Raw genomic sequence first — 19,529 nt, forward strand, 5'->3', positions numbered from 1 at the left:
CACCTCACCGTCCAGTCGACGACGGCGTACCGGCGCCCTCCGTCCGAGCCGTGACGACCGCCGCCGCGTCCATGACCTGCCGGGCCACCGCCGTTGCGTCCGCGAGGAGGGTGAGGTGCCCACACCCGGGCCGGACGTTGAGGCGGCCGTCTCGGCAGGCACGGAGGAAGCGGCGTTCGTCGCGGCGGAAGTGGTCGCGTTCGCCGTTCCACAGCCATACCGGGCCCGGATACGCCGACAGCGTCGCGAGCGGGTCCAGCTCGCGGACGGCGGCGACGACGTCCGGCACGGTCTCGCAGCTCAGACCGCCCGCGGCCATGGCTCGCCCCAGGGAGCCGGGCAGCGCGTGACGGAACGCGAACGCGCTGAGGCGGTTGGCCTCTTCCGGATACCTGGCCGCCGCTCGTGCCGCTCCCCGGTACACGGCGCCGAGCGGTCCGCGTGGCAGGGCCGTACAGCCCATCGCCATCAGGCCCGCCACCCGGTCCGGGTGTCCGGCAGCCGTGGCCATCGCGACGTAACCGCCCAGGGACAGCCCCGCCACCAGGGCGCGGCCGCCGAGTCGATCCACCGCCTCGGCCACCGCCGCCACGGCGCCCGGCAGGGTGAACTTCTCGCCGCGCCTGGCTCCATGGCCCGGTAGGTCAGGTGCCGCCACGGGGTGGCGGGTTCCGATGGCACGGACAACGGGTTGCCACATCGTGCCGCTGACGCGCGTGCCGTGCACGAAGACGACGGGCAGCCCGGCTTCATTGGTCTCCATGCTCGGCACGCTACACGCAAATGCAACGCAACGTTGCGTTGTTTTTCGATGCTAACCTTCCCTCATGAGCGAGGCACGACACGACGGAACGCGGCGAAGCGGCGGCCCACGGAAGGCACCGGAGATCTTCGACGCCACACTGGACCTGCTCGCGGAGAAGGGCTACGAGGGCCTGACCGTCGAGGGGGTCGCGCAGCGGTCCGGGGTCAACAAGACCACGATCTACCGCTGGTGGCCGTCGAAGGGAGCGCTCCTGGGTGCCGCGCTCACGGGTGCCCGCCGGCTCGATGTCGAACTCCCCGACACCGGCAGCCTCCAGGGCGACCTGGAGGCGCTGCTGCGCACGGTGGTGACCTTGCTGACCGCCCCACCGGGCGCCGACATCGCCGTCTCCGCACTGGGCGCGGTCACCCACAGCCCCGAACTCGCCGGCCACGTCCGCGACTTCTTCGCCGACCGGATCGACCGCGAGCGGCCCGTCTTCGACCGCGCCGTCGCCCGCGGCGAACTCGCGGCGGACGCCGACCCGATGCTGCTGGTGGACCTGCTGGCCGGGGCCGCCTGGCTCCGCGTCGTACTGCGGCAGCTCCCGGTGGAGAAGGACTTCGTCTCACGCGCCGTGAGCACCGTCCTCAACGGCGCGTCCGCTGCCCGGCGGTGAGAGAAGAGGACCCGAAGAGAGCCCGCAGAGGACCCGCGCGAGACCCGCCAGGAAACTGACGCAGCCTCCGTTTCGATTCCCCCTAAAGGGACTGTTTCGCCATCAACTACAACTTTACCGACTCTTGGTGTAGTTGAAACAACTTTCACTCCAGTCTCGAACGCAACAGCGGCGGACGCGACATGCACCACACTCCACCCGGAACCGTCGCTTCCATGTGCCGTGTGTGAAATAGGCGAGAAGCACGAGAGGCAACACCAAGATGACGAAGAGGAACGGCAGAACGGTCCGGTACGGGAGTCGGCTGATGGCACTGTCGACGGCCGCACTGGGACTGCTCGCAGCAATGACCGTACCCGCTGCCGCAGACGACGGACCCACCCGGGAGCAGCTCATAGCCGACTGCGCCTCCGGCGAGGGGAAGTGCAGCTTCAACGAGCCGACGCTCGGCAAGGCGTACCTCGGCGACTTCCGGCAGGTCTCCAACTCCCTTTACAACTGCAGCACTTCGGATGCCACGCAGTCGATGGGCTGGGCGGACACGGTGGGTTCGACGGACAGTGCCGGAGTCTCGGTCACGGCCGGCGGAAAGATCGCCGGTCTGATCGACCTGAGTGTGACCGCGACCTACAGTCACACCTGGTCGAGCTCGCACACCGAGAACAGCTCCCTGAACATGACGGTGAAGCCGGGCGAGGTGGGCTGGATCTCCCGTGCACAGGTCATGCAGACCGTCTCGGGTACCTGGCAGACCCATTACGACAGCCCCAAGTGGGGGCACTACTTCTGGTTCGTGCCGGACACCGTCACGGGCCCCGCGCCCAACGGCACGGACGGGCAGAGCAATGCGGTGACGGTCAAGACCCGCAAGATGACCGCGTCGGAGAAGGCTTCCTGCTCCGCCGACGCGAAGAAGGGCCGGGCGTTCGTCGTGAAGCGCTGATCGCGGCGACCGCGGCGACCGCGGCCGCCTGACGGTGGGCGCGGCCGACACGAGAGCGCGGATGGCCGAGCAGCCGGCCCGGCGCCTCCCGGCCCACCCCATGGGGCCGGGGGGTTCCCCGGGCCGGACTCCCGAAGGGCTCTCCCTAGGGCCTGTCCGATGGGTCAGGGTCGGAAAGGCCCTAGTCCAGGGATTCGGCCGCCTTGGTCCTCGGGCCCCCCGCGTCACCGGTGTTGATCGTCCCGGCGGGTTCGAGCAGCAGGACGGCGGTCTCCTCCTCCGCCAGTGGGCAGTGTTCGACGCCGCGCGGAACGACGAACAGTTCACCGGGTCCGAGCACCACATCACCGTCCCTGAGCTGGATGGTGAGGCGACCGCCGAGGACGAGAAACAGTTCATCGGTGTCCTCGTGGGTGTGCCAGATGAACTCCCCCTTCAACTTGGCGAGCTTGACCTCGTAGTCGTTGAGATCGGCCACCTTCTTCTGTGACCAGAGGTCACTGAACTGCGCGAGCTTGTCGGCCAGACTGACCGGGGCGGGAGGCTGCGGCATCTGCGGTCCTTTCGCTGTCGTGAGATGTCAGCCTGCCGCGCCCGGACGCCCGCGATCTTGTACGTTCCTGGCATGACAGCAGCTCCGGGCCCACCCCCCACGACGGTCAGCGCCTGGCAGCCGTCGGTACCGGGTCTCTCCGAGGTCTTCCATGCGCGCTTCACCGATCACGCCTATCCGGCCCACACCCACGACACCTGGGCCCTGATGATCCTCGATGACGGGTCGGTCGACTTCGCACTCGATCGGCAGCGTCATGGGGCTACCGGTACCGGCAAGGTCGTTCTGCTGCCTCCCGGTGTCTCGCATGACGGCAGGACGGTCACCGCGACGGGCTTCCGCAAACGCGTGCTCTACCTGGACCTGACCGTGCTGCCGGAGCGGCTGACCGGCAGCGCGGTGGACGGCCCGGTCCTGCACGATGCGCTGCTGCGCCATCGGATCCACCAGCTGCACACCGCCCTCGGCGACGCCGGCACCGCTGCCGACGCCGGGTCCGAGGGTCGGCCCCGGGCCGGCGGCGGGTGCGGCGACGCCGCGTTCGAAGCCGCGTCCCGGCTGGCCTTCATCCGTGAACGGCTGCATCGTCACCTCGCCCCACCCGACCGCCTCGACGCGCTTCGGCTCCGTACTCCCGGTCGCGAGGCGAACCGGCTCGCGGCCGAGCTGCGGGAACTGCTGGACTCCCGGATTCCCGCCGGCATCTCCCTACAGGAGGCCGCCGCCGTCCTGCACGCCCACCCCACCCATCTCATCCGCTGCTTCAAACAGACCTACGGGCTGCCGCCGCACGCCTATCTGACCGGCAGACGCATCGACCGGGCCCGTCGGCTGCTGCTCGACGGCCGCCGGCCGGCCGAGGTCGCGGCGACCGTCGGCTTCCATGACCAGGCCCATCTGAACCGGCACTTCACCCGCCACGTGGGCACCACGCCGGGCCGCTACGCCGCCGTGCGAGGGCACGGCTCGTCGTGAGGGCGCTGGGAGGGAGGTTTTGGCCGACCGTGGCGTCACGGAGAGCTGAAGTGCCGTCATTTCGGCCATCTCCCAGAGTTGTCGGTCTGATGCGCTGCGTGTTGTGCCTACAGTCCCGCCATGACGCATGGGCAGGACGTGGCCGGCGACCGGGTGCTGGTGGCCGGGGCGTACTCGGTCGATCTTGTGTACCGGGGGCTGACGGGACCCGTCGCGTACGGCAGGGAAGTGTGGGCCGAGGGCTTCAGCATGGTGCCCGGCGGGGCGTTCAACCTGGCCATGGGGTTGCGGCGGCTGGGGCGCGAGGTCGTCTGGGCAGCGGACTTCGGCAATGACCCGTTCAGCCTGGAGGTGCTCGCGGCGGCACGGGACGAGGGGCTGGACGAGCGGGGCTTTCGGCGCCATGCGCGACCGCTGCCCCATGTGACGACCGCGTTGTCCCGGGCCGGTGACCGGGCGATGGTCTCGTACGAGGAACCGGTCGTCGCCCCTCCGCTGGCGCAGCTGATCGAGACCTACCGGCCGACGATGGTGATGCTGCCGTTCCTGCAGTACGGGCCGGCGGTGTCCAAGGCCCTGGACGCCGCCGCACGAGTGGGGGCGGAGGTGTTCATGGACTGCCAGGACTACGCCGGCAGCGTCGACGTCCCCGAAGTGGCCAAGGCGCTCGGGCAGGTCGCCGTCTTCGCGCCCAACGCGGCGGAGGCGCTGCGGGTGACCGGGACCGGATCCGTCGACGACGCGCTGGAGGTGCTCGCGGGGTTGGTGCGCACCGTGGTGATCAAGCAGGACAGCAGGGGCGCGGTGGCCGCGCAGGACGGTGTACGGATCGCGCAGCCGGCGCTGCCGGTGGACGTGGTGGACACCACCGGCGCGGGGGACTGCTTCAACGTGGGTTTCGTCCATCGCCGCCTCGCGGGCGGGACGCTCGCCGAGTGTCTGGCCGCCGGAGTCGTCTGCGGGGCGGCGTCCGTCACCGCGGCGGGTTCGGGCGCCGCGCTGGACGCGGCCGGACTCGAGCGGTGGCTGGCACGCCTGGCCACGTAGCGCAGCCGTCTTCGTACGGCGCACACGGCCCGTACGGAGCCGCCAGGAGCAGACCTGCTCGGCGGTGGACAGATCCGGACCGCCGGAGTACCGACCCGTAGCGCGGAGACGCGCCCAGACGACAACGGGGGAAACATGGCAGCGCTGGTGTCGGACGAGCAGGCTTCGCGCGAGCCGTCGGCCGCGGGTGCCGGTGACCGGGTGCTGGTCACCGATCTGGACGGCACGCTGCTCGGCGGCGACCGTACGGACCGCCGGCGGCTGCGCCAGGCGCTCGACCGGCATCCGGAACTGACCGTGGTGTTCGCGACCGGCCGCTCACTGTCGTCGGTCGAGGGGATCGTGCGCGCCGATCCGCTCGTCCCCTCTCCCCGGTGGATCATCGCGGACGTCGGTGCGAGTGTGGTCGACGGGAGGGACCGCACCTGCGTCGGCCCGTTGCAGGACCGGCTGCGTCACGGCTGGCCGGGGCAGCGGCGCGTACGGGAGCGGTTGGCGCGCTTTGCCGAACTCGTCTATCAGGAAGGGGTGGTTCAGGAGGGCCGCTGCTCGTTCTTCCTGCGTCCCGAGCAGTTCTCCGAAGCGATCACCGACGCGGTGCGGGAGCTGGGCTGCGGATGGACGTACTCGGCGGACCGCTACTTCGACGTCCTGCCGGCCCGGGCGAGCAAGGGCAACGCCCTGGCTCTGCTCGCCCGTCGGCAGCGGTGGCGCATGGACTCGGTCCTCGTGGCCGGCGACTCGCTCAACGACCTGTCGCTGTTCCAGCTCGGCGCACGAGGCGTGCTCATGAGCAATGCGGAAGCCGCCCTCCGGGAGCGGATCCCCGACCGTGCCGAGGTCCACCGGCCGGACCGTCCGGGGGCGGCCGGCATCCTGTCCGCGTTGGAGAGCCTGGGCTGGATCGAGCGTGCTCGCCCCCTCGTGGTCGGCTATCACCGTCCGCCGGTGCGCTGGGCGGACGGGCAGTGGCAGCAGCCCCTGAGCCCGAACGGCGTGCTGCCCACGCTGCAGGGCCTGTTCAGCCCCGACGGTCCCGACGCCGTCTGGGCCACGGCACTGGTCGGGGACGACGCCCCGCAGGGCAGGGTCCAGGTCCCGCAGGGGGGCGGTGTCGCGTACGGCGGCGGGGCCGGGCCGCGCGGCGGCGAGGGTGCCTTGGCCACCTGTCACGGCGTGCCCGCCCGTCCGGGTCCTCCGCACGGGACCGGTCTGCCGCTGGCGTTCCTCCCGGTGGCCGCCGCCGAGTGGAGGGAGTACTTCCACCGTGCGTGCAAGGAGACTCTCTGGCCGGCGCTGATGTCCCAGCCCGACCGGATGCGCCACAGCGCCTCGGCCTGGCGGCACTACGAGTCGTTCAACGCGCGCTTCGCCGACCACGTGAGCGCCCACGCGGCACGCGGCGCCACGGTCTGGCTGCACGACTACAACCTCTGGCTCGTGCCCGGCATCCTGCGCGCGACGCGGCCCGATCTGCACCTGGGGCTGTTCCACCACACACCGTTCCCGCCACCGGACGCATTCGCCCGCATTCCCACCGCCGAGCAGCTGCGCGACTCCCTCGCGTGCCTGGACTGGGCCGGCTTCCACACCGCCGAGTTCGCCGGCCACTTCCGGCAGGCGCTGGCCGGGGCCCGTCGGGCACCGCGTACCGGCGTCCACCCTCTGGGCATCGACCGGCGGGCCGTCGAGGAGCTGGCTCGTACGCGCGGGGTGCCGGCGGCGCGGCCGGGGCCAGGGCCGGCCCTGATCCTGTCGGTGGAGCGACTCGACTACGCCAAGGCGCCGCTGGAGAAGGTCCGTGCCGTCGCGATCCTGCTCGCCCAACACCCGGAACTGTGCGGGAAGTTGGTGTTCCGACTGGTGTGCCCGCCGCCCGAGCCGGGCATCCGCGTGCACGACGGCACCCGCGCCGCCCTGGAGCGCGCCATCGCCGACCTCAACGACCGCTGGCGCACCGGCGGTTGGGAACCGGTCGAGTACCTCCCCCGCGCCCTGTCCTTCGGCGAGGTGGTCGGCCAGTACCTGGCAGCGGACGTGTTCTGGGTGACGTCGCTGCAGGACGGTATGAACCTGACCGCCAAGGAGTTCATCGCCAGTCATGCCGCCACCGGCCGGTCCGGGGTGCTGATCCTCTCCCGCCACACCGGAGCGGCCTCCCAACTGGGGGCCGCCGCCCTGCTCACCGACCCGCACTCCCCCCGGGACCTCGTCGGCACCCTGCACCGCGCGCTGACCATGACGCCTTCGGAGCGCTTGGCGCACCTCACCCGGCTCGCCACCCTCCTGGACGACCAGACGCCCGCCCGCTGGGCCCGCCAGATCATCGGCGCCATCCCACGGCCGTCGAGGCAGACGGTCAGGGCGACGGGCGCGGCAAGCGGACCGAGCGCGGCGAGTGCGGAAGAGGCCTTCATGCGCTGAGCCGCTCCCCCGCCGCGCTTCGAAGAGCGCGGTGCGAGCGCCCGAACAGCGGGTATCACCCTGGGGAATCCGCACTCTTGCGCTCCCGGGAGCCGCTCATGAGGCACACCCATCCCCAGCCCGGCGACATCGGACTCACCCAGATCCCCGGCGTCACCGGCCGGTTGATCCGCTTCGGACAGTGGATCAACGGCGACGGTTTCGCCGACTACCAGCACGCCTTCCTGGTCCTGCCCGACGAGCGGCTGCTCGAAGCCCAGCCCGGCGGGTCGCGCATCCGGCCGCTCGCGGACTACGCCGACGCCGATGTGCTCTATGTGTACCCGGAGGGGCTCACGGAACGGCAGCGCGCCGGCATCTGCGCGGCGGCCTCCCGCTATGTCGGGGTGCCGTACAGCTTCCTCGACTACCTCGCGATCGCCACGCACCGGTTGCGGGTGCCCGTTCCGGGGCTGCGGCGCTATATCGCCAGCAGCCGGCACATGATCTGCTCCCAGCTCGTCGACCAGTGCTATCTGGACGCCGGCGTGCACCTGTTCGCCGACGGTCGGTGGCCCGGGTATGTGACGCCGATGGCGCTGTACAAGCTATTGGGCCGCTGACGCCGCCGGAGCCGAGGAGAGGGGCGGCACGAGGGCAGGGGCGGTGCGTCCGGGGCGCCGGAGCCATGCATCCGGCTGCTGGACCAGCGCCCCTTGCTCGTCGTCCTCGGTCGCCCTCGTCCGCCGTGCGTGCGGGCCCGGTGATCAGGTGCCGGACTTGCGGCCGTAGACGTAGACGTCGTCGCCGTTCTTCAGCAGGGACCAGTACTTCTTCGCGTCATTGCCGCGCATGTTGACGCAGCCGTGCGAGCCGGGGGCCGACCAGACGCTGCCGCTGATGGAGTGGAAGGCCTGACCGCCGTCGAAGAACTGGCTGTAGGGCATGGGGACGTCGTACAGCGTCGAGACATGGTGCAGGTTGCGCCAGTAGATCTTCTTGGCGCCGGTGCGGGTCTCGTAGCCGTCGCGGCCGCTGCGGATCGGGACCGGCCCGAACACCAGCCTCGATCCGTCCTGTATCCAGCTGAGCTGGCGGGTCAGGTCGACGCAGGCTATTCGCCCCCGATTGGTGGGGCATTTGCCGGATTTATTCGGGTTGTGGCCGGCTGCCTTCTGCTGTGCGACCAGGCTCATCACGCCCCAGGTGACGGGGCCGGCGTAGCCGATGTTCGGGGTGATGCCGTGGCTGGTCTGGAAGGCGCGGATCGCGCGGCAGTCGGAGGCCGACTGCCGGCCGTCGACCCGCAGGCCGAGGAACTTCTCGGCCTGCTTCTGGTAGGGGCCGCGGCTCGCGGTGCAGGCGGACGCGGCGGTGGCGGCCTGGGCGGTGGAGCCGAAGGCCGCCGTCAGCGGCAGGGTCAGCGCCGTGAGGGCGAGCGCCGCGCCCACCCGGCGGCCGGAGCCGGACCGCTGCCGTCTGCTGAGGTTCACCCGCCGTCGCAGGTTCAGTCGTGGTTTCATGCCGGGTATGACTGTTCGCCCGACCTGTCGGTTGCAGGCGTGACCGACCCGAAATAACGGCGTACGTCATATCCGGTCAGGTGGGGTGCCGCCCCGGTCCTCGCCCCGGCCCCGGCCCGGTGCCCGTCGCGGTCCGTCCCTGGCGGCGACGCGGCCCCTGCTCCGGACGCTCACGCCGACGGATCAGCCTCCCACCATTCCTTCGCTTCCCTTGCGACCATGGGCGCGCCGCCGGGGCTGACGCCCTCCGCCCGTCGTCGCAAGGGAGCCCGTATGACCGCCGCCAGCGCAGAACTGCTCGTCGATGCCTTCGGCCGCATCCGGGAGGTCGTCGAGGAAGTGGTCAGCGGGCTCAGCCCCGAGGAGCTCGGCGAGCGCCCCGACGACGCCGCCAATTCGATCGGCTGGCTGGTCTGGCATCTGACCAGGATCCAGGACGATCATGTGGCCGGTGCGGCCGAGGCGGAGCAGGTCTGGATCTCGGACGACTGGTACGAGCGCTTCGGGCTGCCGTTCACGGCCGATGACACCGGATACGGCCACTCCCGCAAGGAGGTGGCGGCGGTGCAGGACCTCAGCGCGCAGCTGCTGACCGGCTACCACGAGGCGGTCCACGACAACACGGTCCAGTACCTCGCCGGGATCGAGGACAAGGACCTCAAGCGCGTCGTCGACCGCGCCTGGTCGCCGCCCGTCACGCTGGGCGTCCGGCTGATCAGCGTCATCGCCGACGATCTGCAGCACGCCGGCCAGGCGGCGTACGTGCGCGGTCTGCTCGGTCGCTGAACGGCGGGGCGGCCGGCCGGCGGGCATGGCGCGCCCGCCGGACAGCCGCCCACGGGTGCTCACCGCGCGACCAGCCCCCGGGGCAGATGGTTCTGCTGGAGGAACGTCTGCAGGCTGCGGTCCCAGGTGCGGGCGAAGCCCTGGGCCAGTTCGGAGGTGCCGCGGACGGGAGCGGGCAGGTGGAGGTCGAGCGTGAAGCCCATCATCCGGGCGATCGCGCGCCACAGCCGGGCGTCGGTGGTGCGGCCGACCGCGGCGTGGTGCACGGCCAGCAGGTGGGCGGCGAGCTCGTCGCCGGCGCCGGCCGCGAAGCGCCACCAGTACAGCGCGCCGTCCCACTTGTCGAGGGTGTAGAGCAGACAGGCGAAGGTTCTCGCGCCGGCCGCGTCGTAGTCGGCGGCGAACGCGCCGAGGGTGTCGATGTCCTTGGAGCGCAGCACGACGTTGCACAGCCGCCGGGCCTCCGCGAGGACGGCGGCGGACGGGACGGGCGCGGCGAGGATGGGGGTCGGACGGCGGCGCCGGCGGCCGCGGGCCGGGCTCGGGCGTACGGGGGTGGGGCGGATGCCGCCGACCGTGCCGCGGGTGACGGACTCGGGTTCGCGGGCGGTGCCGTCGGCGATGCGGGCGGCCAGGCGCTGGGTGAAGGCCACCGGGTCGTGATCGGCGAACTCGGCGTCGAGGGCCTCGGCTTGGCGTCGTAGCAGGTCTTCGAGCATCACGCGTCCTCTCCGGTCCCGCAGGAACCGTTCGTCATGATCTCTTTGAGTCGCTGTAGTCCGACGCTGGTGCTGACCTTCGCGGCGCCGGGGGTGGTGCCCAACCGCTCGGCGATCTGGTCGTACGACAGGCCCGCCAGGTGGCGCAGGCGTACGGAGTTGGCCTGCAGGGGCGCGGTGGACTCCAGCTCGTCCAGGGCGAGGTCGAGCGCCTCGCAGCTGCGCAGCTCCTGGAGGTAGGAGGTGTCGGGCGGGTCGGCGAAGGGCTGTACCCGGCTGTTGCGGATCTCGCGGCGGTAGAAGTCGGAGATGACGCCGTTGAGGATGGTGTACGTCATGGCTTTCGGGTTGACGTGGGCCAGGATGCGCTCCCACTTGCTGTACATGCGGCAACCGGCTTCCAAGGTGGCCTCCTCCGCGTCCCGGCGGTCCCTGAGGCGGGAGGCGGCGATGGCGAGGAGCGCCTTTTGTTCGCGCTGGAAGAAGACCTCGAAGTCCAGTGGCAGATCGGTCGGGCTGGCCAGGGGGGAGTGCTCGTTCACCGGGCCTCCTCACAGGGGTGGCCGGTCGGTGGCAGCGGCGGGGACGTGATGCCGGCGTCCGGGAGCGCGCCGCCGCGTCGCGAGCGGCCCTGGAGGGGGGTGCCGTGTGGTGGTGGCACGGCGGTGGCACGGGCGGTGGTGACGGCGCGGTGGTGCTCGGCACGGGCCTGCGCGACGGTGCGGACCACGCGGCGGACAAGGGCGTCGAGTCCTGTGGCGGTCAACCGGTAGACGCCGACCAGTGCCAGCGCGTACCAGGGCCATGAATGCCCCAAGTGCTCCACGAAGCCCTCCCTTCATGAGAGTTGCTGCCACCCGCGTCGTTGCGGGTGGGGCGGAACGTGCGGTGCGTTCCTGCCCCTCTCACCGACGAGAGGGGCCCTCAGGGTTAATCAGGCTGCGCACATAATCAGCAGAAAGTGATCGATCAATTGCACACTGTGGGTCCGACCTGCGCATTCCTCCTCCTGGAGTGATCAATGCCACATCGACGGGATGTTTAATGGTGGGTAACTCCTGTTCGAGAGGGGCCGGTTCGCGCTCGGCGGCGACCTCACGGGGCGTCCGGGGCGAGTAGCGCACCCTCCGCGGCGGCCGGCGCGGGCCTCACGGCTTTCGCTCCGCCCCTCGCGTCCCGGCCGGGGCCGCTGCGAACCGCCCCGGTGGGACGGGTTGTTGCACCGCCGCGCCGGGACGGCACGAGCCGTTGCACTGCCCAGAGGTCTGTGCGCGGTGCGTGCGGACCTGCGCAGCGCATGCACCAAGTGCCTCGGATGCGCTCGGCGGACACCCCCACAGCGGGTGAACGATCCCCCGGACCCGGTGGGGCATGCGCCTACGGCATGAGGGGCGCGCCCCTGCCCGTCAGAGCGGGTGCGCCGTGGGCAGGCATGCCCGTGCTCCGGAGGCAAGGGGGCAGACCGAGCGGCGACGGCGCTACCGCGCGCTCTGCCGATGCGAACTCGGTGCGTGGTTGTCTCATCCCCGTCGAATTCATGGCGCCGCACGGAAATCGCGGTCGGGGCACCGCTCGAACGCGATTTCCGTTAAGGCGTCACGTTTCCTGAATGGCCGCCAGGGAACTGCGCGGCAAGCGACGGGAGCAAACGCATGGAATTTCCGCAGGTATCGGAATCGACCGCCCGGAATGAATTCCGGGGCTACGGGGTCCGAGGCATCACGGCGGCAGCCGTACTGCTCGCGGCCGGCGCGCTGAACGTGGCGACCGAGCAGCCGGCCGAGGCGGCGGCAGGCGGGACGTGGGACCGCCTGGCCGGGTGCGAGAGCGGAGGCAACTGGCGTATCGATACCGGGAACGGGTTCTCCGGAGGGCTGCAGCTCGCCCACTCCACCTGGCGCTCGTTCGGCGGCCGGGCGTACGGGGTACGGGCGTCGCATGCGAGCCGGGCACAGCAGATCCACGTGGCGGAGCGGGTGCTGGCCCGGCAGGGGTGGGGTGCGTGGCCCGCCTGCTCGGCCCGGCTCGGACTCAACTCGGCCTCGCGGCACACCGCCCCGCGGGTCACCACCCCGCGCCCCGCACCGCAGCACCGGGCCCAGCCGCCGGCTCGCCAGCGACTGCCGCACCCGCAGTTCCACCACAAGCGGTACAAGCCGCGTCCGCAGCGCAGCGGCACCACCGTCGTCGTCAACACCGGGGACACGCTGAGCGGTATCGCGCAGGAATTCGGCTGCCACTGGCGGCAATTCCACCGGCTGAACCGCGAGGTGATCGGTGCGAATCCGAACCTCATTTACCCCGGCACGCGACTGGCCGTGCCGCGAAACAGCTCCCGCTGAGCACCAATTGAGCGGAAGACGGGCAGCGGACACGAACTGAACGCACCGTAGAACCGCTTCGAAACCCCGTTTCGAAGCCCGATCCGAAACCCGTTACGGAATACCCGGGTATTCCCCAGCGGTGGGTTGCAGGCCGTCCGTGGCGCCGCGGACGGCCTGCCCGCGCGAGCGGACCCGTGGGGATGCGGGGCTGGACGAAGCGTCAGACCTTGGTGAAGCAGAGCGTGTAGTTGCCGCTGCGATAGCGCGAGCCCGTGAACACGATGCTGGCGTCGTACTGCGGCCCGCACTTCTGGCCGGAGCCGTACAGCCGGTCGCCGGTCTTGAACTCGGCCTGGGCGGAACCGCAGTCGACGACCAACGGCCGCGGAGCGTCGTCGGTGCCCTGCATGTCGACGCAGTCACCGGTCTGCGGGGAGTACTTCTTGTTCTCCTCGGCCCGCGCGGACGCCGAGGCCTCCGCCTTGGCCTTGCCGCCGTTGGGGTTGGTGTTGTAGTCCCACACGTACCAGGCCCCGCCGCCGAAGACCGCCAGCACGACGACGGCGGTGATCAGACCCCGCAGCGGACTCGCCTGCCGCTGCGGCGGCCGCTGCGGCCCACCCGGCTGCTGCGGATACGGGTGCTGCTGCGGCTGCTGGCCGTACGGCTGCGGTGGCTGCTGCTGCCCGTACGGCTGCTGCTGCGGATACCCGTAGGGCTGCTGCGGCGGCTGGTTCTGGTAGGGCGGCGGCGGTGCGGACACGACTGAGGTCCCCCATGGTTGACTGCACGATGACGTCAACGCGTTGTTGACCGATGCAGGCTACCTGCCGTCAGCCGGCCGCCGGTCGGGCGGGCCCCCGCGCCCGGACGGCGCGCCGGGCCGGAACTCTCCCGGCTCCAGCGCACCGGTGCGCCAGGGTGTGCAGGAGGGCGACCGTCAGGCGGTCGCGTACACGCGGGTCGCGAACTCCGCGATCTGCTTGTCGTTGAGGTTCTTGGCGAGGTTGGCCTCGGTGATCATTCCGATCAGGCGGTGGCCGCCCTGAACATCGATCACCGGCAGGCGCTTGATGTGGTTGTTCTCCATGATCTCCAGGACCTTGGTGGCGTCCGCGTCGGCGTCGATCCAGTGCAGTTCCCCGCCCAGGGAACCGGCCTGCACGGACGCCGGGTCCACCCCTTCCGCACAACAGGTGACGACGATGTCGCGGTCGGTGATCATGCCCATGAGCTTGTTGTTGTCACCGCAGATGGGCAGGCATCCGACGTCGAGATCGCGCATCATCTTGGACGCGTCGTAGAGCGATTCATGCGCACCCACGCAGCGCACGCCGCCGGTCATGATGTCTCGGGCTCGCAGTTTGCCGGCCATGGTTCCTCCTGGCTTAAGGAGCGTTGCTTGCCTCGCCTTCGATGACACCACGAATGGCCCAACGACGCTTCCCGGGGAAGGGCCCGGCGGGCCGTGTTCGGCGACTGCCGGACCAAGCGTCGCCACCGGGCATAGGGTCGACGCCCGTGATGCCGACGAACCCCTTCTTCGAACCGAGTGACCTGCCCTACGAGCTGCCGCCCTTCGCGCGGATCCGGCACGAGCACTATCTGCCGGCTTTCGCACGCGCAATGGCCGAGCAGTTGGCGGAGGTGGCGGCGATCGGAGGCCGCGCCGACCCGGCGACCTTCGAGAACACCGTGGAGGCGATCGAGCGCAGCGGTGCGCTCCTGGGCCGGGTCCGGCGGGTGTTCGCCACCAAGGCGGCGGCGGACACCGACGAGGAGATCCAGGCCCTGGAGGCCGAGCTCGCGCCCCGGCTGGCCGCCCACGACGATGCGCTGCTGCTCGACTCCGCTCTGTTCGCCCGGCTGGAGACGGTCTTCGAGCAGCGCGAGCGCCTCGGCCTGGACGCGGAGCAGCTGCGGCTGCTGGAGCGCCACCACTCCCTCCGGGTACGGGCCGGCGCACGCCTCGCGCCGGATCAGCAACGGCGGCTGCGCGAGCTGAACACCGAGATCGCCACCCGGAGCACCGAGTTCCGCCGGAATCTGCGCGAGGACACCGCCCGCGCCGCCCTGGTGGTGGACCACGCCGAGGAGCTGGCCGGTTTGCCGCCGGACCAGATCGCCGCCGCCGCGGAGAACGCCCACGCGCTCGGGCACCAGGGCAAGTTCGTGCTCAGCCTGAAGAACTTCTCGAACCAGACCGAGCTCGCCGCGCTCGAGAGCCCCGAGCTGCGTGCGCGCCTGCTCGCCGCCTCACTGCGCCGCGGCGGCGAGCACAACGGCCCGATCGCCGTCGCGCTGGCCAGGCTGCGCGCCGAGCGCGCCGCCCTGCTCGGCTTCCCCAGCCACGCGGCCTGGGAGATCGCCGACCGGACCGCCGGCACCACCGGCGCCGTCGAGGACATGTTCGACCGGTTGGCCGCCCCCGCCGTCGCCAGCGCCGAGCGCGAGGGCGCGGCCCTGGCCGAGGCCGCCGGCGTCGCGCGGATCGACGCCGCCGACTGGCAGTACTACGCCGAGCGGGTCCGCAAGGAGCGCTTCGACCTGGACGCGGCCGCGCTGCGGCCCTACCTGGAGCTGGAGCGGGTACTGCGCGACGGGGTCTTCCACGCCGCGGAGCTGGTCTACGGGATCACCCTGACCGAGCGCCCCGATCTGGTGGCGTACCACCCGGACGCCCGGGTCTTCGAGGTACGCGACACCGACGGCGGCCCGCTCGGGCTGTACATCGGCGACTTCCACGCCCGCGAGTCCAAGCGCGGCGGCGCGTGGATGGACTCTTTGGTGCTCCAGTCCCATCTGCTGGGCCAGCGGCCCGTGGTGGTCAACAACCTGAACATCGCCAAGCCCCCGGAGGGCGAGCCGGTGCTCATGACCTGGAGCGAAGTCACCACGCTGTTCCACGAGTTCGGGCACGCGCTGCACGGCCTGTTCTCCGACGTCCGCTATCCGCTGCTGTCCGGTCTGCAGGTGCCGCGCGATTTCGTCGAGTTCCCCTCGCAGGTCAACGAGGTCTGGGCGGACCGGCCCGAGGTGCTGGCCCGCTACGCCCGGCACCACGCGACGGGAGAGCCGATGCCGGCCGACCTGCCGGCCCGTCTGCGCGAGGCGGAGAACTTCGGCGCGGGCTTCCGGATGGTGGAGCACCAGGCCGCCGCGGTGCTGGACTGGTCCTGGCACACCCTGTCCGCCGACGGCGACCTGCCGGGCGACGGCGACGCGGAGGCGTTCGAGGCGGCCGCGCTGGAGCGCTCGGGTCTCGCCGTGGCCGCGATCCCGCCGCGCTATCGCACCGGCTACTTCGCCCACATCTTCAGCAGCGGGTACGCGGCGGGGTACTACGGCTACCGCTGGGCGGAGGTGCTGGACGCCGATGCCGTGCGCTGGTTCCGCGAGAACGGCAGGACGGTCCGCGAGAGCGGTGAGATCTTCCGCCGGGAACTCCTCGCCAAGGGCGGCAGCGTCGATCCCATGGAGGCGTTCCGCGCGGTGGTGGGACGCGATCCGGAGATCGGGCCGCTGCTGGCCCGGCACGGTCTGACCGGCTGAGCGGACCCGGTCGGCGCCTCAGCGGGCTTCGAACCGGGCCTGCCGCTCCCCCCGGAGGCGTCCGGCGGGGAGCTTGCGGCCGAAGGCGACCAGCAGCAGGTCCTGGGCGGCGCCGGATAGGGGGGCACCGGCGCCGAAGGACCAGTCGAGGTCGTCGGCGCGCAGTGCGACGCCGCTGAGGTCGGCCCCGAAGAACCTGGCGGATCTGGGGGTGACGTTCGCCAGGAGGAGGCGCACGCGGTCTTCGGGGACCGGGCGGTCCAGGCCGAGGGCGACGGTGATGTCGAGGCCGTGCACCACGTCATGGCCCAGTGCGGAGGCGAGCCCGCCGACCGGCGGCTTCCAGGGGTGGTGGGCGTTGTCGCGGAGGAAGGCGACGAGTTCGTCCGTCGATGCGCCGGCGGCGTCCCTGCGGGCGAGCCGGTCGGCCACCTTGTTGATGCTGCCGCCCGCCTTGACGAGTTCGGCGGCCACCTTGGGGAACGAGTAGCGGAATCCCATCGACATATGGGCCGCGACCTCCCGCACCCGCCAGCCCTCACACAGGGTGGGCGCGCCCCACTGACTGTCCGTCAGCCCGGCCAACATGTCCGCGAGTTCCCGGCGTTCGGCCGCAATCGCCGCTTTGATGTCCATGCTCCAAGGATCTTGTTCCTGGAGCCATAAGTCCAAGAGCTGGTGGTTCTTAGCTCCATAACCACTGGTTCTAGAATCTCGCCCCATGGAACTCCGGCAGTTGCAGTACTTCGTCGCGGTGGTGGAGGAGGCGAGCTTCACCCGCGCCGCGGCCCGTCTGCATCTGGCGCAGCCCGGGGTGAGCGCCCAGATCCGGCAGTTGGAACGGGAGCTCGGTCAGCCGCTGCTGGACCGCTCCGGCCGTTCGGTGACGGTGACGGAGGTGGGCGAGGCGGTGCTCGCGTACGCGCGGGCCGCGCTCGCCGCCGTCGAGGGGATCCGGTCCACCGTGGACGCGTTCACCGGGCTGCTCCGCGGCCGGGTGGCGATCGGCCTGCTGTCCGGCGCCGTCATCGGCGCCTTCGACGTGCCCGCCCTGCTCGCCGACTTCCACGACGACCACCCCGAGGTGGAGATCTCGCTCACCGAGGACAACTCGGAGCGGATGCTCGCCGCGCTGCACGCCGGCGCACTCGACATCGCGGTGATCGGCCTGGCGGAGGAGGCGCCCCCGCAGGGCATCTCCCTGCAGATCCTGATCGATGTGCCGCTCGTCGCCGCCGTCGCGCCGGACGATCCCCTCCTTGCGCCCCCGGACCGCGGCAGCGTCCCACTGGCCGCGCTGGGCGACCGCCCGTTGATCAGCCTGCCGCGCGGTACCGGCCTGCGCGGTGTTCTGGAGCGGGCTTGCGCGCAGGCGGGCATCCGACCCCGGATCGCCTTCGAGGCGGCCGCTCCGCAGGTGCTGGCGCAGCTGGCCGCCCGCGGCCTGGGCGTGGCGGTGATTCCGGCGCTGCCGGCGCAGGCGGCGGCGGACCTGGGGCTGCGCACGCTGGCGATCACCGGGCCGCGGCCGCGCGGCCGGGTCGCGCTGGCCTGGCGGACGCGGGGACCGGCCGGCCCGGCGGCCAGGGCGCTGCTGGAGCGGCTCCGCCGCGCGCTGCCCGCGCCCGGTTGAGGCGCGGGCGCCGGCTCACCAGGCGGCCGGCGCGTAGTCCTTCAGGAAGCAGCCGAAGAGGTCCTCGCCGAGTTCGCCGCGGACGATCGGGTCGTACACCCGGGCCGCGCCGTCGACCAGGTCCAGCGGGGCGTGGAAGCCCTCCTCGGCCAGGCGCATCTTGTCGGGGTGCGGGCGTTCGTCGGTGATCCAGCCGGTGTCCACGGCGGTCATCAGGATGCCGTCGGTCTCCAGCATCTCCCGGGCGCTGGTGCGGGTGAGCATGTTCAGCGCGGCCTTGGCCATGTTGGTGTGGGGGTGGCCGGCGCCCTTGTAACCGCGGCTGAACTGGCCTTCCATCGCGGAGACGTTGACCACGTACTTACGGCGCGCGGCGGCCGCGGCCATCGCCGGGCGCAGCCGGCTGACCAGCAGGAACGGCGCGGTCATATTGCACAGCTGGACTTCCAGGAGCTCGACCGGGTCGACCTCGTCCACCTTCTGGATCCAGCTGTTGGTCGCGTGCAGGTCCGGGACGAGCCCGCCGGCGTCGATCGCGGTGCCCGCCTCGATGCGGGCCGGCGAGGCGGAGCCGGTGGTCAGGGCGAGGGCGGTGACGTCCTCGGCGGTCAGCCCGCCGTGCCCGGCCGTCGAGGCGGCGGGCAGGGCCGCGGGGGTGCCGCTGCCGAAGTTGCCCAGGACCAGGGAGGCCGGCAGCTCGCCGGCGGGCAGCGGAGCCGACTCGGCGGCGAGCAGCTGCCCGTACGCCTCGGGCGAGCGGCGCACGGTCTGCGCGGCGTTGTTGATCAGGATGTCGAGCGGGCCCTGTGCGCTCACCTCGTCGGCGAGCGCGATGACCTGGGCCGGGTCGCGCAGGTCGATTCCGACGATCTTCAGCCGGTGCAGCCACTCCGCGCTGTCCGGCATCGCCTTGAACCGGCGGACGGCGTCGTTCGGGAAGCGGGTGGTGATCGTGGTGTGGGCGCCGTCGCGCAGCAGCCGGAGCGCGATGTACATGCCGATCTTGGCCCGCCCGCCGGTGAGCAGTGCGCGCCTGCCGGTGAGGTCCGTACGGGCGTCGCGGCGGGCCCGGTTCTCCTGTGCGCAGGGCCGGCAGAGCTGGTGGTAGAACGCGTCGACCTCGGTGTAGCGGGACTTGCAGATGTAGCAGGACCGGGGCCGCTCAAGGATTCCGGCGATCTCCGTGGTCACGGAGCTGGCGAGGGCCAGGCCCTGGGTCTCGTCGTCGATCCGGTCGGGGGCTCCGGTGGCCGTGGCCGCGGTCACCGCCTTGTCGTTGGCCGTCTTCGCCGCCCGGCGCTCCTGGCGCCGGCGCTGCTTGACCTTGCGGTAGATGCCCGCGGTGGCGCGGCGTATGGCGATCGCGTCGGGGTGGTCCAGCGGCAGCGCGTCCAGCTCTTCGAGCACGCTCAGGCAGACCGCCATCCGCTGTGAGTCGATACCCGCGCCATCGGCCCGGCCTGTTTCGGTCACCGTCATCGCCGCTGCCGCTTTCCTGGGATCGTACGTTCTATTTTTCGTGCTTCGGCGGAACTGTACGTAGGCGGGGACGCCTCCGCCAAACCGGTGCGGGCCCGGCGCCGGTCCGGCACCGGGCCTGGGGGGAGTGGGGGCACGGCCCTCCCGTGTCCCCAGTTCTGCCCCCTT

The 19,529-nt window shown here is 71.5% G+C and carries 20 protein-coding genes; 10 read left to right on the forward strand and 10 right to left on the reverse strand.

Annotated elements, in window-relative coordinates; all coding sequences use genetic code 11:
• Positions 1-4: 4 nt before the first annotated feature.
• Positions 5-763, reverse strand: coding sequence for an alpha/beta fold hydrolase (locus ACZ5XZ_RS23455; protein ID WP_468981089.1), 759 nt, complete (start codon positions 761-763; stop codon positions 5-7).
• A 64-nt stretch (positions 764-827) separates the two neighbouring features.
• Here ACZ5XZ_RS23455 and ACZ5XZ_RS23460 point away from each other — a divergent pair, with 64 nt between their 5' ends.
• Together ACZ5XZ_RS23460 and ACZ5XZ_RS23465 are read left to right on the forward strand one after the other, a co-directional pair.
• Entirely contained in the window at positions 828-1,424 is a 597-nt protein-coding gene (locus tag ACZ5XZ_RS23460) for a TetR/AcrR family transcriptional regulator (protein ID WP_468981090.1), read from the forward strand.
• Positions 1,425-1,731: 307 nt separating this feature from the next.
• Entirely contained in the window at positions 1,732-2,367 is a 636-nt protein-coding gene (locus ACZ5XZ_RS23465; protein ID WP_468981092.1) for a hypothetical protein, read from the forward strand.
• Positions 2,368-2,548: 181 nt separating this feature from the next.
• Here the strand turns inward: ACZ5XZ_RS23465 and ACZ5XZ_RS23470 are convergent, their stop codons facing one another.
• Positions 2,549-2,920 (reverse strand): cupin domain-containing protein, encoded by a 372-nt coding sequence (locus ACZ5XZ_RS23470; protein WP_468981095.1) that lies wholly within the window; start codon positions 2,918-2,920, stop codon positions 2,549-2,551.
• Positions 2,921-2,992: 72 nt separating this feature from the next.
• On the opposite strand from ACZ5XZ_RS23470, the gene ACZ5XZ_RS23475 reads away from it, so the two are divergent.
• The 4 genes from ACZ5XZ_RS23475 to ACZ5XZ_RS23490 all read left to right on the forward strand — a co-directional run bounded on the left by ACZ5XZ_RS23475 (position 2,993) and on the right by ACZ5XZ_RS23490 (position 7,968).
• Positions 2,993-3,895: a helix-turn-helix domain-containing protein gene (locus tag ACZ5XZ_RS23475; protein WP_468981097.1), complete on the forward strand. Its 903-nt coding sequence runs from the start codon at positions 2,993-2,995 to the stop codon at positions 3,893-3,895.
• Positions 3,896-4,015: 120 nt separating this feature from the next.
• The gene (locus ACZ5XZ_RS23480) at positions 4,016-4,942 is read left to right on the forward strand and encodes a carbohydrate kinase family protein (protein WP_468981098.1); all 927 of its coding nucleotides are present in this window, start codon (positions 4,016-4,018) and stop codon (positions 4,940-4,942) included.
• 135 nt (positions 4,943-5,077) lie between these two features.
• On the forward strand, positions 5,078-7,366 hold the full coding sequence (locus ACZ5XZ_RS23485) for a trehalose-6-phosphate synthase (RefSeq protein ID WP_468981101.1): 2,289 nt from the start codon (positions 5,078-5,080) through the stop codon (positions 7,364-7,366).
• A 98-nt stretch (positions 7,367-7,464) separates the two neighbouring features.
• Positions 7,465-7,968: a C40 family peptidase gene (locus tag ACZ5XZ_RS23490; RefSeq protein ID WP_468981103.1), complete on the forward strand. Its 504-nt coding sequence runs from the start codon at positions 7,465-7,467 to the stop codon at positions 7,966-7,968.
• Positions 7,969-8,112: 144 nt separating this feature from the next.
• Here ACZ5XZ_RS23490 and ACZ5XZ_RS23495 read toward each other — a convergent pair whose 3' ends face one another.
• Positions 8,113-8,868 carry a L,D-transpeptidase family protein gene (locus ACZ5XZ_RS23495; RefSeq protein ID WP_468981106.1) on the reverse strand — a complete coding sequence of 252 codons (756 nt, stop codon included), beginning with the start codon at positions 8,866-8,868 and terminating at the stop codon, positions 8,113-8,115.
• 273 nt (positions 8,869-9,141) lie between these two features.
• Here ACZ5XZ_RS23495 and ACZ5XZ_RS23500 point away from each other — a divergent pair, with 273 nt between their 5' ends.
• Positions 9,142-9,654, forward strand: a complete 513-nt coding sequence (locus ACZ5XZ_RS23500) for a mycothiol transferase (RefSeq protein ID WP_468981108.1) — start codon at positions 9,142-9,144, stop codon at positions 9,652-9,654.
• Positions 9,655-9,713: 59 nt separating this feature from the next.
• Here ACZ5XZ_RS23500 and ACZ5XZ_RS23505 read toward each other — a convergent pair whose 3' ends face one another.
• Genes ACZ5XZ_RS23505 through ACZ5XZ_RS23515 form a run of 3 tightly spaced genes read right to left on the reverse strand, consistent with a single transcriptional unit; the run spans position 9,714 to position 11,199 of the window.
• Positions 9,714-10,373 carry a hypothetical protein gene (locus tag ACZ5XZ_RS23505; protein ID WP_468981110.1) on the reverse strand — a complete coding sequence of 220 codons (660 nt, stop codon included), beginning with the start codon at positions 10,371-10,373 and terminating at the stop codon, positions 9,714-9,716.
• Positions 10,373-10,915 (reverse strand): RNA polymerase sigma factor, encoded by a 543-nt coding sequence (locus ACZ5XZ_RS23510; RefSeq protein ID WP_468981112.1) that lies wholly within the window; start codon positions 10,913-10,915, stop codon positions 10,373-10,375. The genes ACZ5XZ_RS23505 and ACZ5XZ_RS23510 overlap by 1 nt, the downstream gene beginning before the upstream one ends.
• A complete protein-coding gene (locus ACZ5XZ_RS23515) occupies positions 10,912-11,199 on the reverse strand; it encodes a hypothetical protein (protein WP_468981115.1) in 288 nt (95 codons plus the stop codon). Before ACZ5XZ_RS23515 ends, ACZ5XZ_RS23510 begins: the two co-directional genes overlap by 4 nt.
• Before the next feature lie 826 nt (positions 11,200-12,025).
• On the opposite strand from ACZ5XZ_RS23515, the gene ACZ5XZ_RS23520 reads away from it, so the two are divergent.
• Complete coding sequence (locus ACZ5XZ_RS23520; protein ID WP_468981117.1) at positions 12,026-12,715, forward strand: transglycosylase family protein; 690 nt, start codon at positions 12,026-12,028, stop codon at positions 12,713-12,715.
• Between the two features lie 202 nt (positions 12,716-12,917).
• Here the strand turns inward: ACZ5XZ_RS23520 and ACZ5XZ_RS23525 are convergent, their stop codons facing one another.
• Both ACZ5XZ_RS23525 and ACZ5XZ_RS23530 read right to left on the reverse strand, forming a co-directional pair.
• Positions 12,918-13,460, reverse strand: coding sequence for an LppU/SCO3897 family protein (locus tag ACZ5XZ_RS23525; RefSeq protein ID WP_468981120.1), 543 nt, complete (start codon positions 13,458-13,460; stop codon positions 12,918-12,920).
• A 177-nt stretch (positions 13,461-13,637) separates the two neighbouring features.
• A complete protein-coding gene (locus tag ACZ5XZ_RS23530) occupies positions 13,638-14,072 on the reverse strand; it encodes a CBS domain-containing protein (RefSeq protein ID WP_468981122.1) in 435 nt (144 codons plus the stop codon).
• A 149-nt stretch (positions 14,073-14,221) separates the two neighbouring features.
• On the opposite strand from ACZ5XZ_RS23530, the gene ACZ5XZ_RS23535 reads away from it, so the two are divergent.
• The gene (locus ACZ5XZ_RS23535; protein WP_468981124.1) at positions 14,222-16,249 is read left to right on the forward strand and encodes a M3 family metallopeptidase; all 2,028 of its coding nucleotides are present in this window, start codon (positions 14,222-14,224) and stop codon (positions 16,247-16,249) included.
• An 18-nt stretch (positions 16,250-16,267) separates the two neighbouring features.
• On the opposite strand, the gene ACZ5XZ_RS23540 is transcribed toward ACZ5XZ_RS23535, so the two are convergent.
• Positions 16,268-16,885, reverse strand: coding sequence for a maleylpyruvate isomerase family mycothiol-dependent enzyme (locus tag ACZ5XZ_RS23540; protein WP_468981127.1), 618 nt, complete (start codon positions 16,883-16,885; stop codon positions 16,268-16,270).
• Between the two features lie 85 nt (positions 16,886-16,970).
• On the opposite strand from ACZ5XZ_RS23540, the gene ACZ5XZ_RS23545 reads away from it, so the two are divergent.
• On the forward strand, positions 16,971-17,882 hold the full coding sequence (locus ACZ5XZ_RS23545; RefSeq protein ID WP_468981129.1) for a LysR family transcriptional regulator: 912 nt from the start codon (positions 16,971-16,973) through the stop codon (positions 17,880-17,882).
• Positions 17,883-17,897: 15 nt separating this feature from the next.
• On the opposite strand, the gene ACZ5XZ_RS23550 is transcribed toward ACZ5XZ_RS23545, so the two are convergent.
• Positions 17,898-19,361: an SDR family NAD(P)-dependent oxidoreductase gene (locus ACZ5XZ_RS23550; protein ID WP_468981131.1), complete on the reverse strand. Its 1,464-nt coding sequence runs from the start codon at positions 19,359-19,361 to the stop codon at positions 17,898-17,900.
• Between the last annotated feature and the right edge of the window lie 168 nt (positions 19,362-19,529).

The sequence above is a fragment of the Streptomyces sp. NPDC033270 genome (assembly GCF_055576575.1).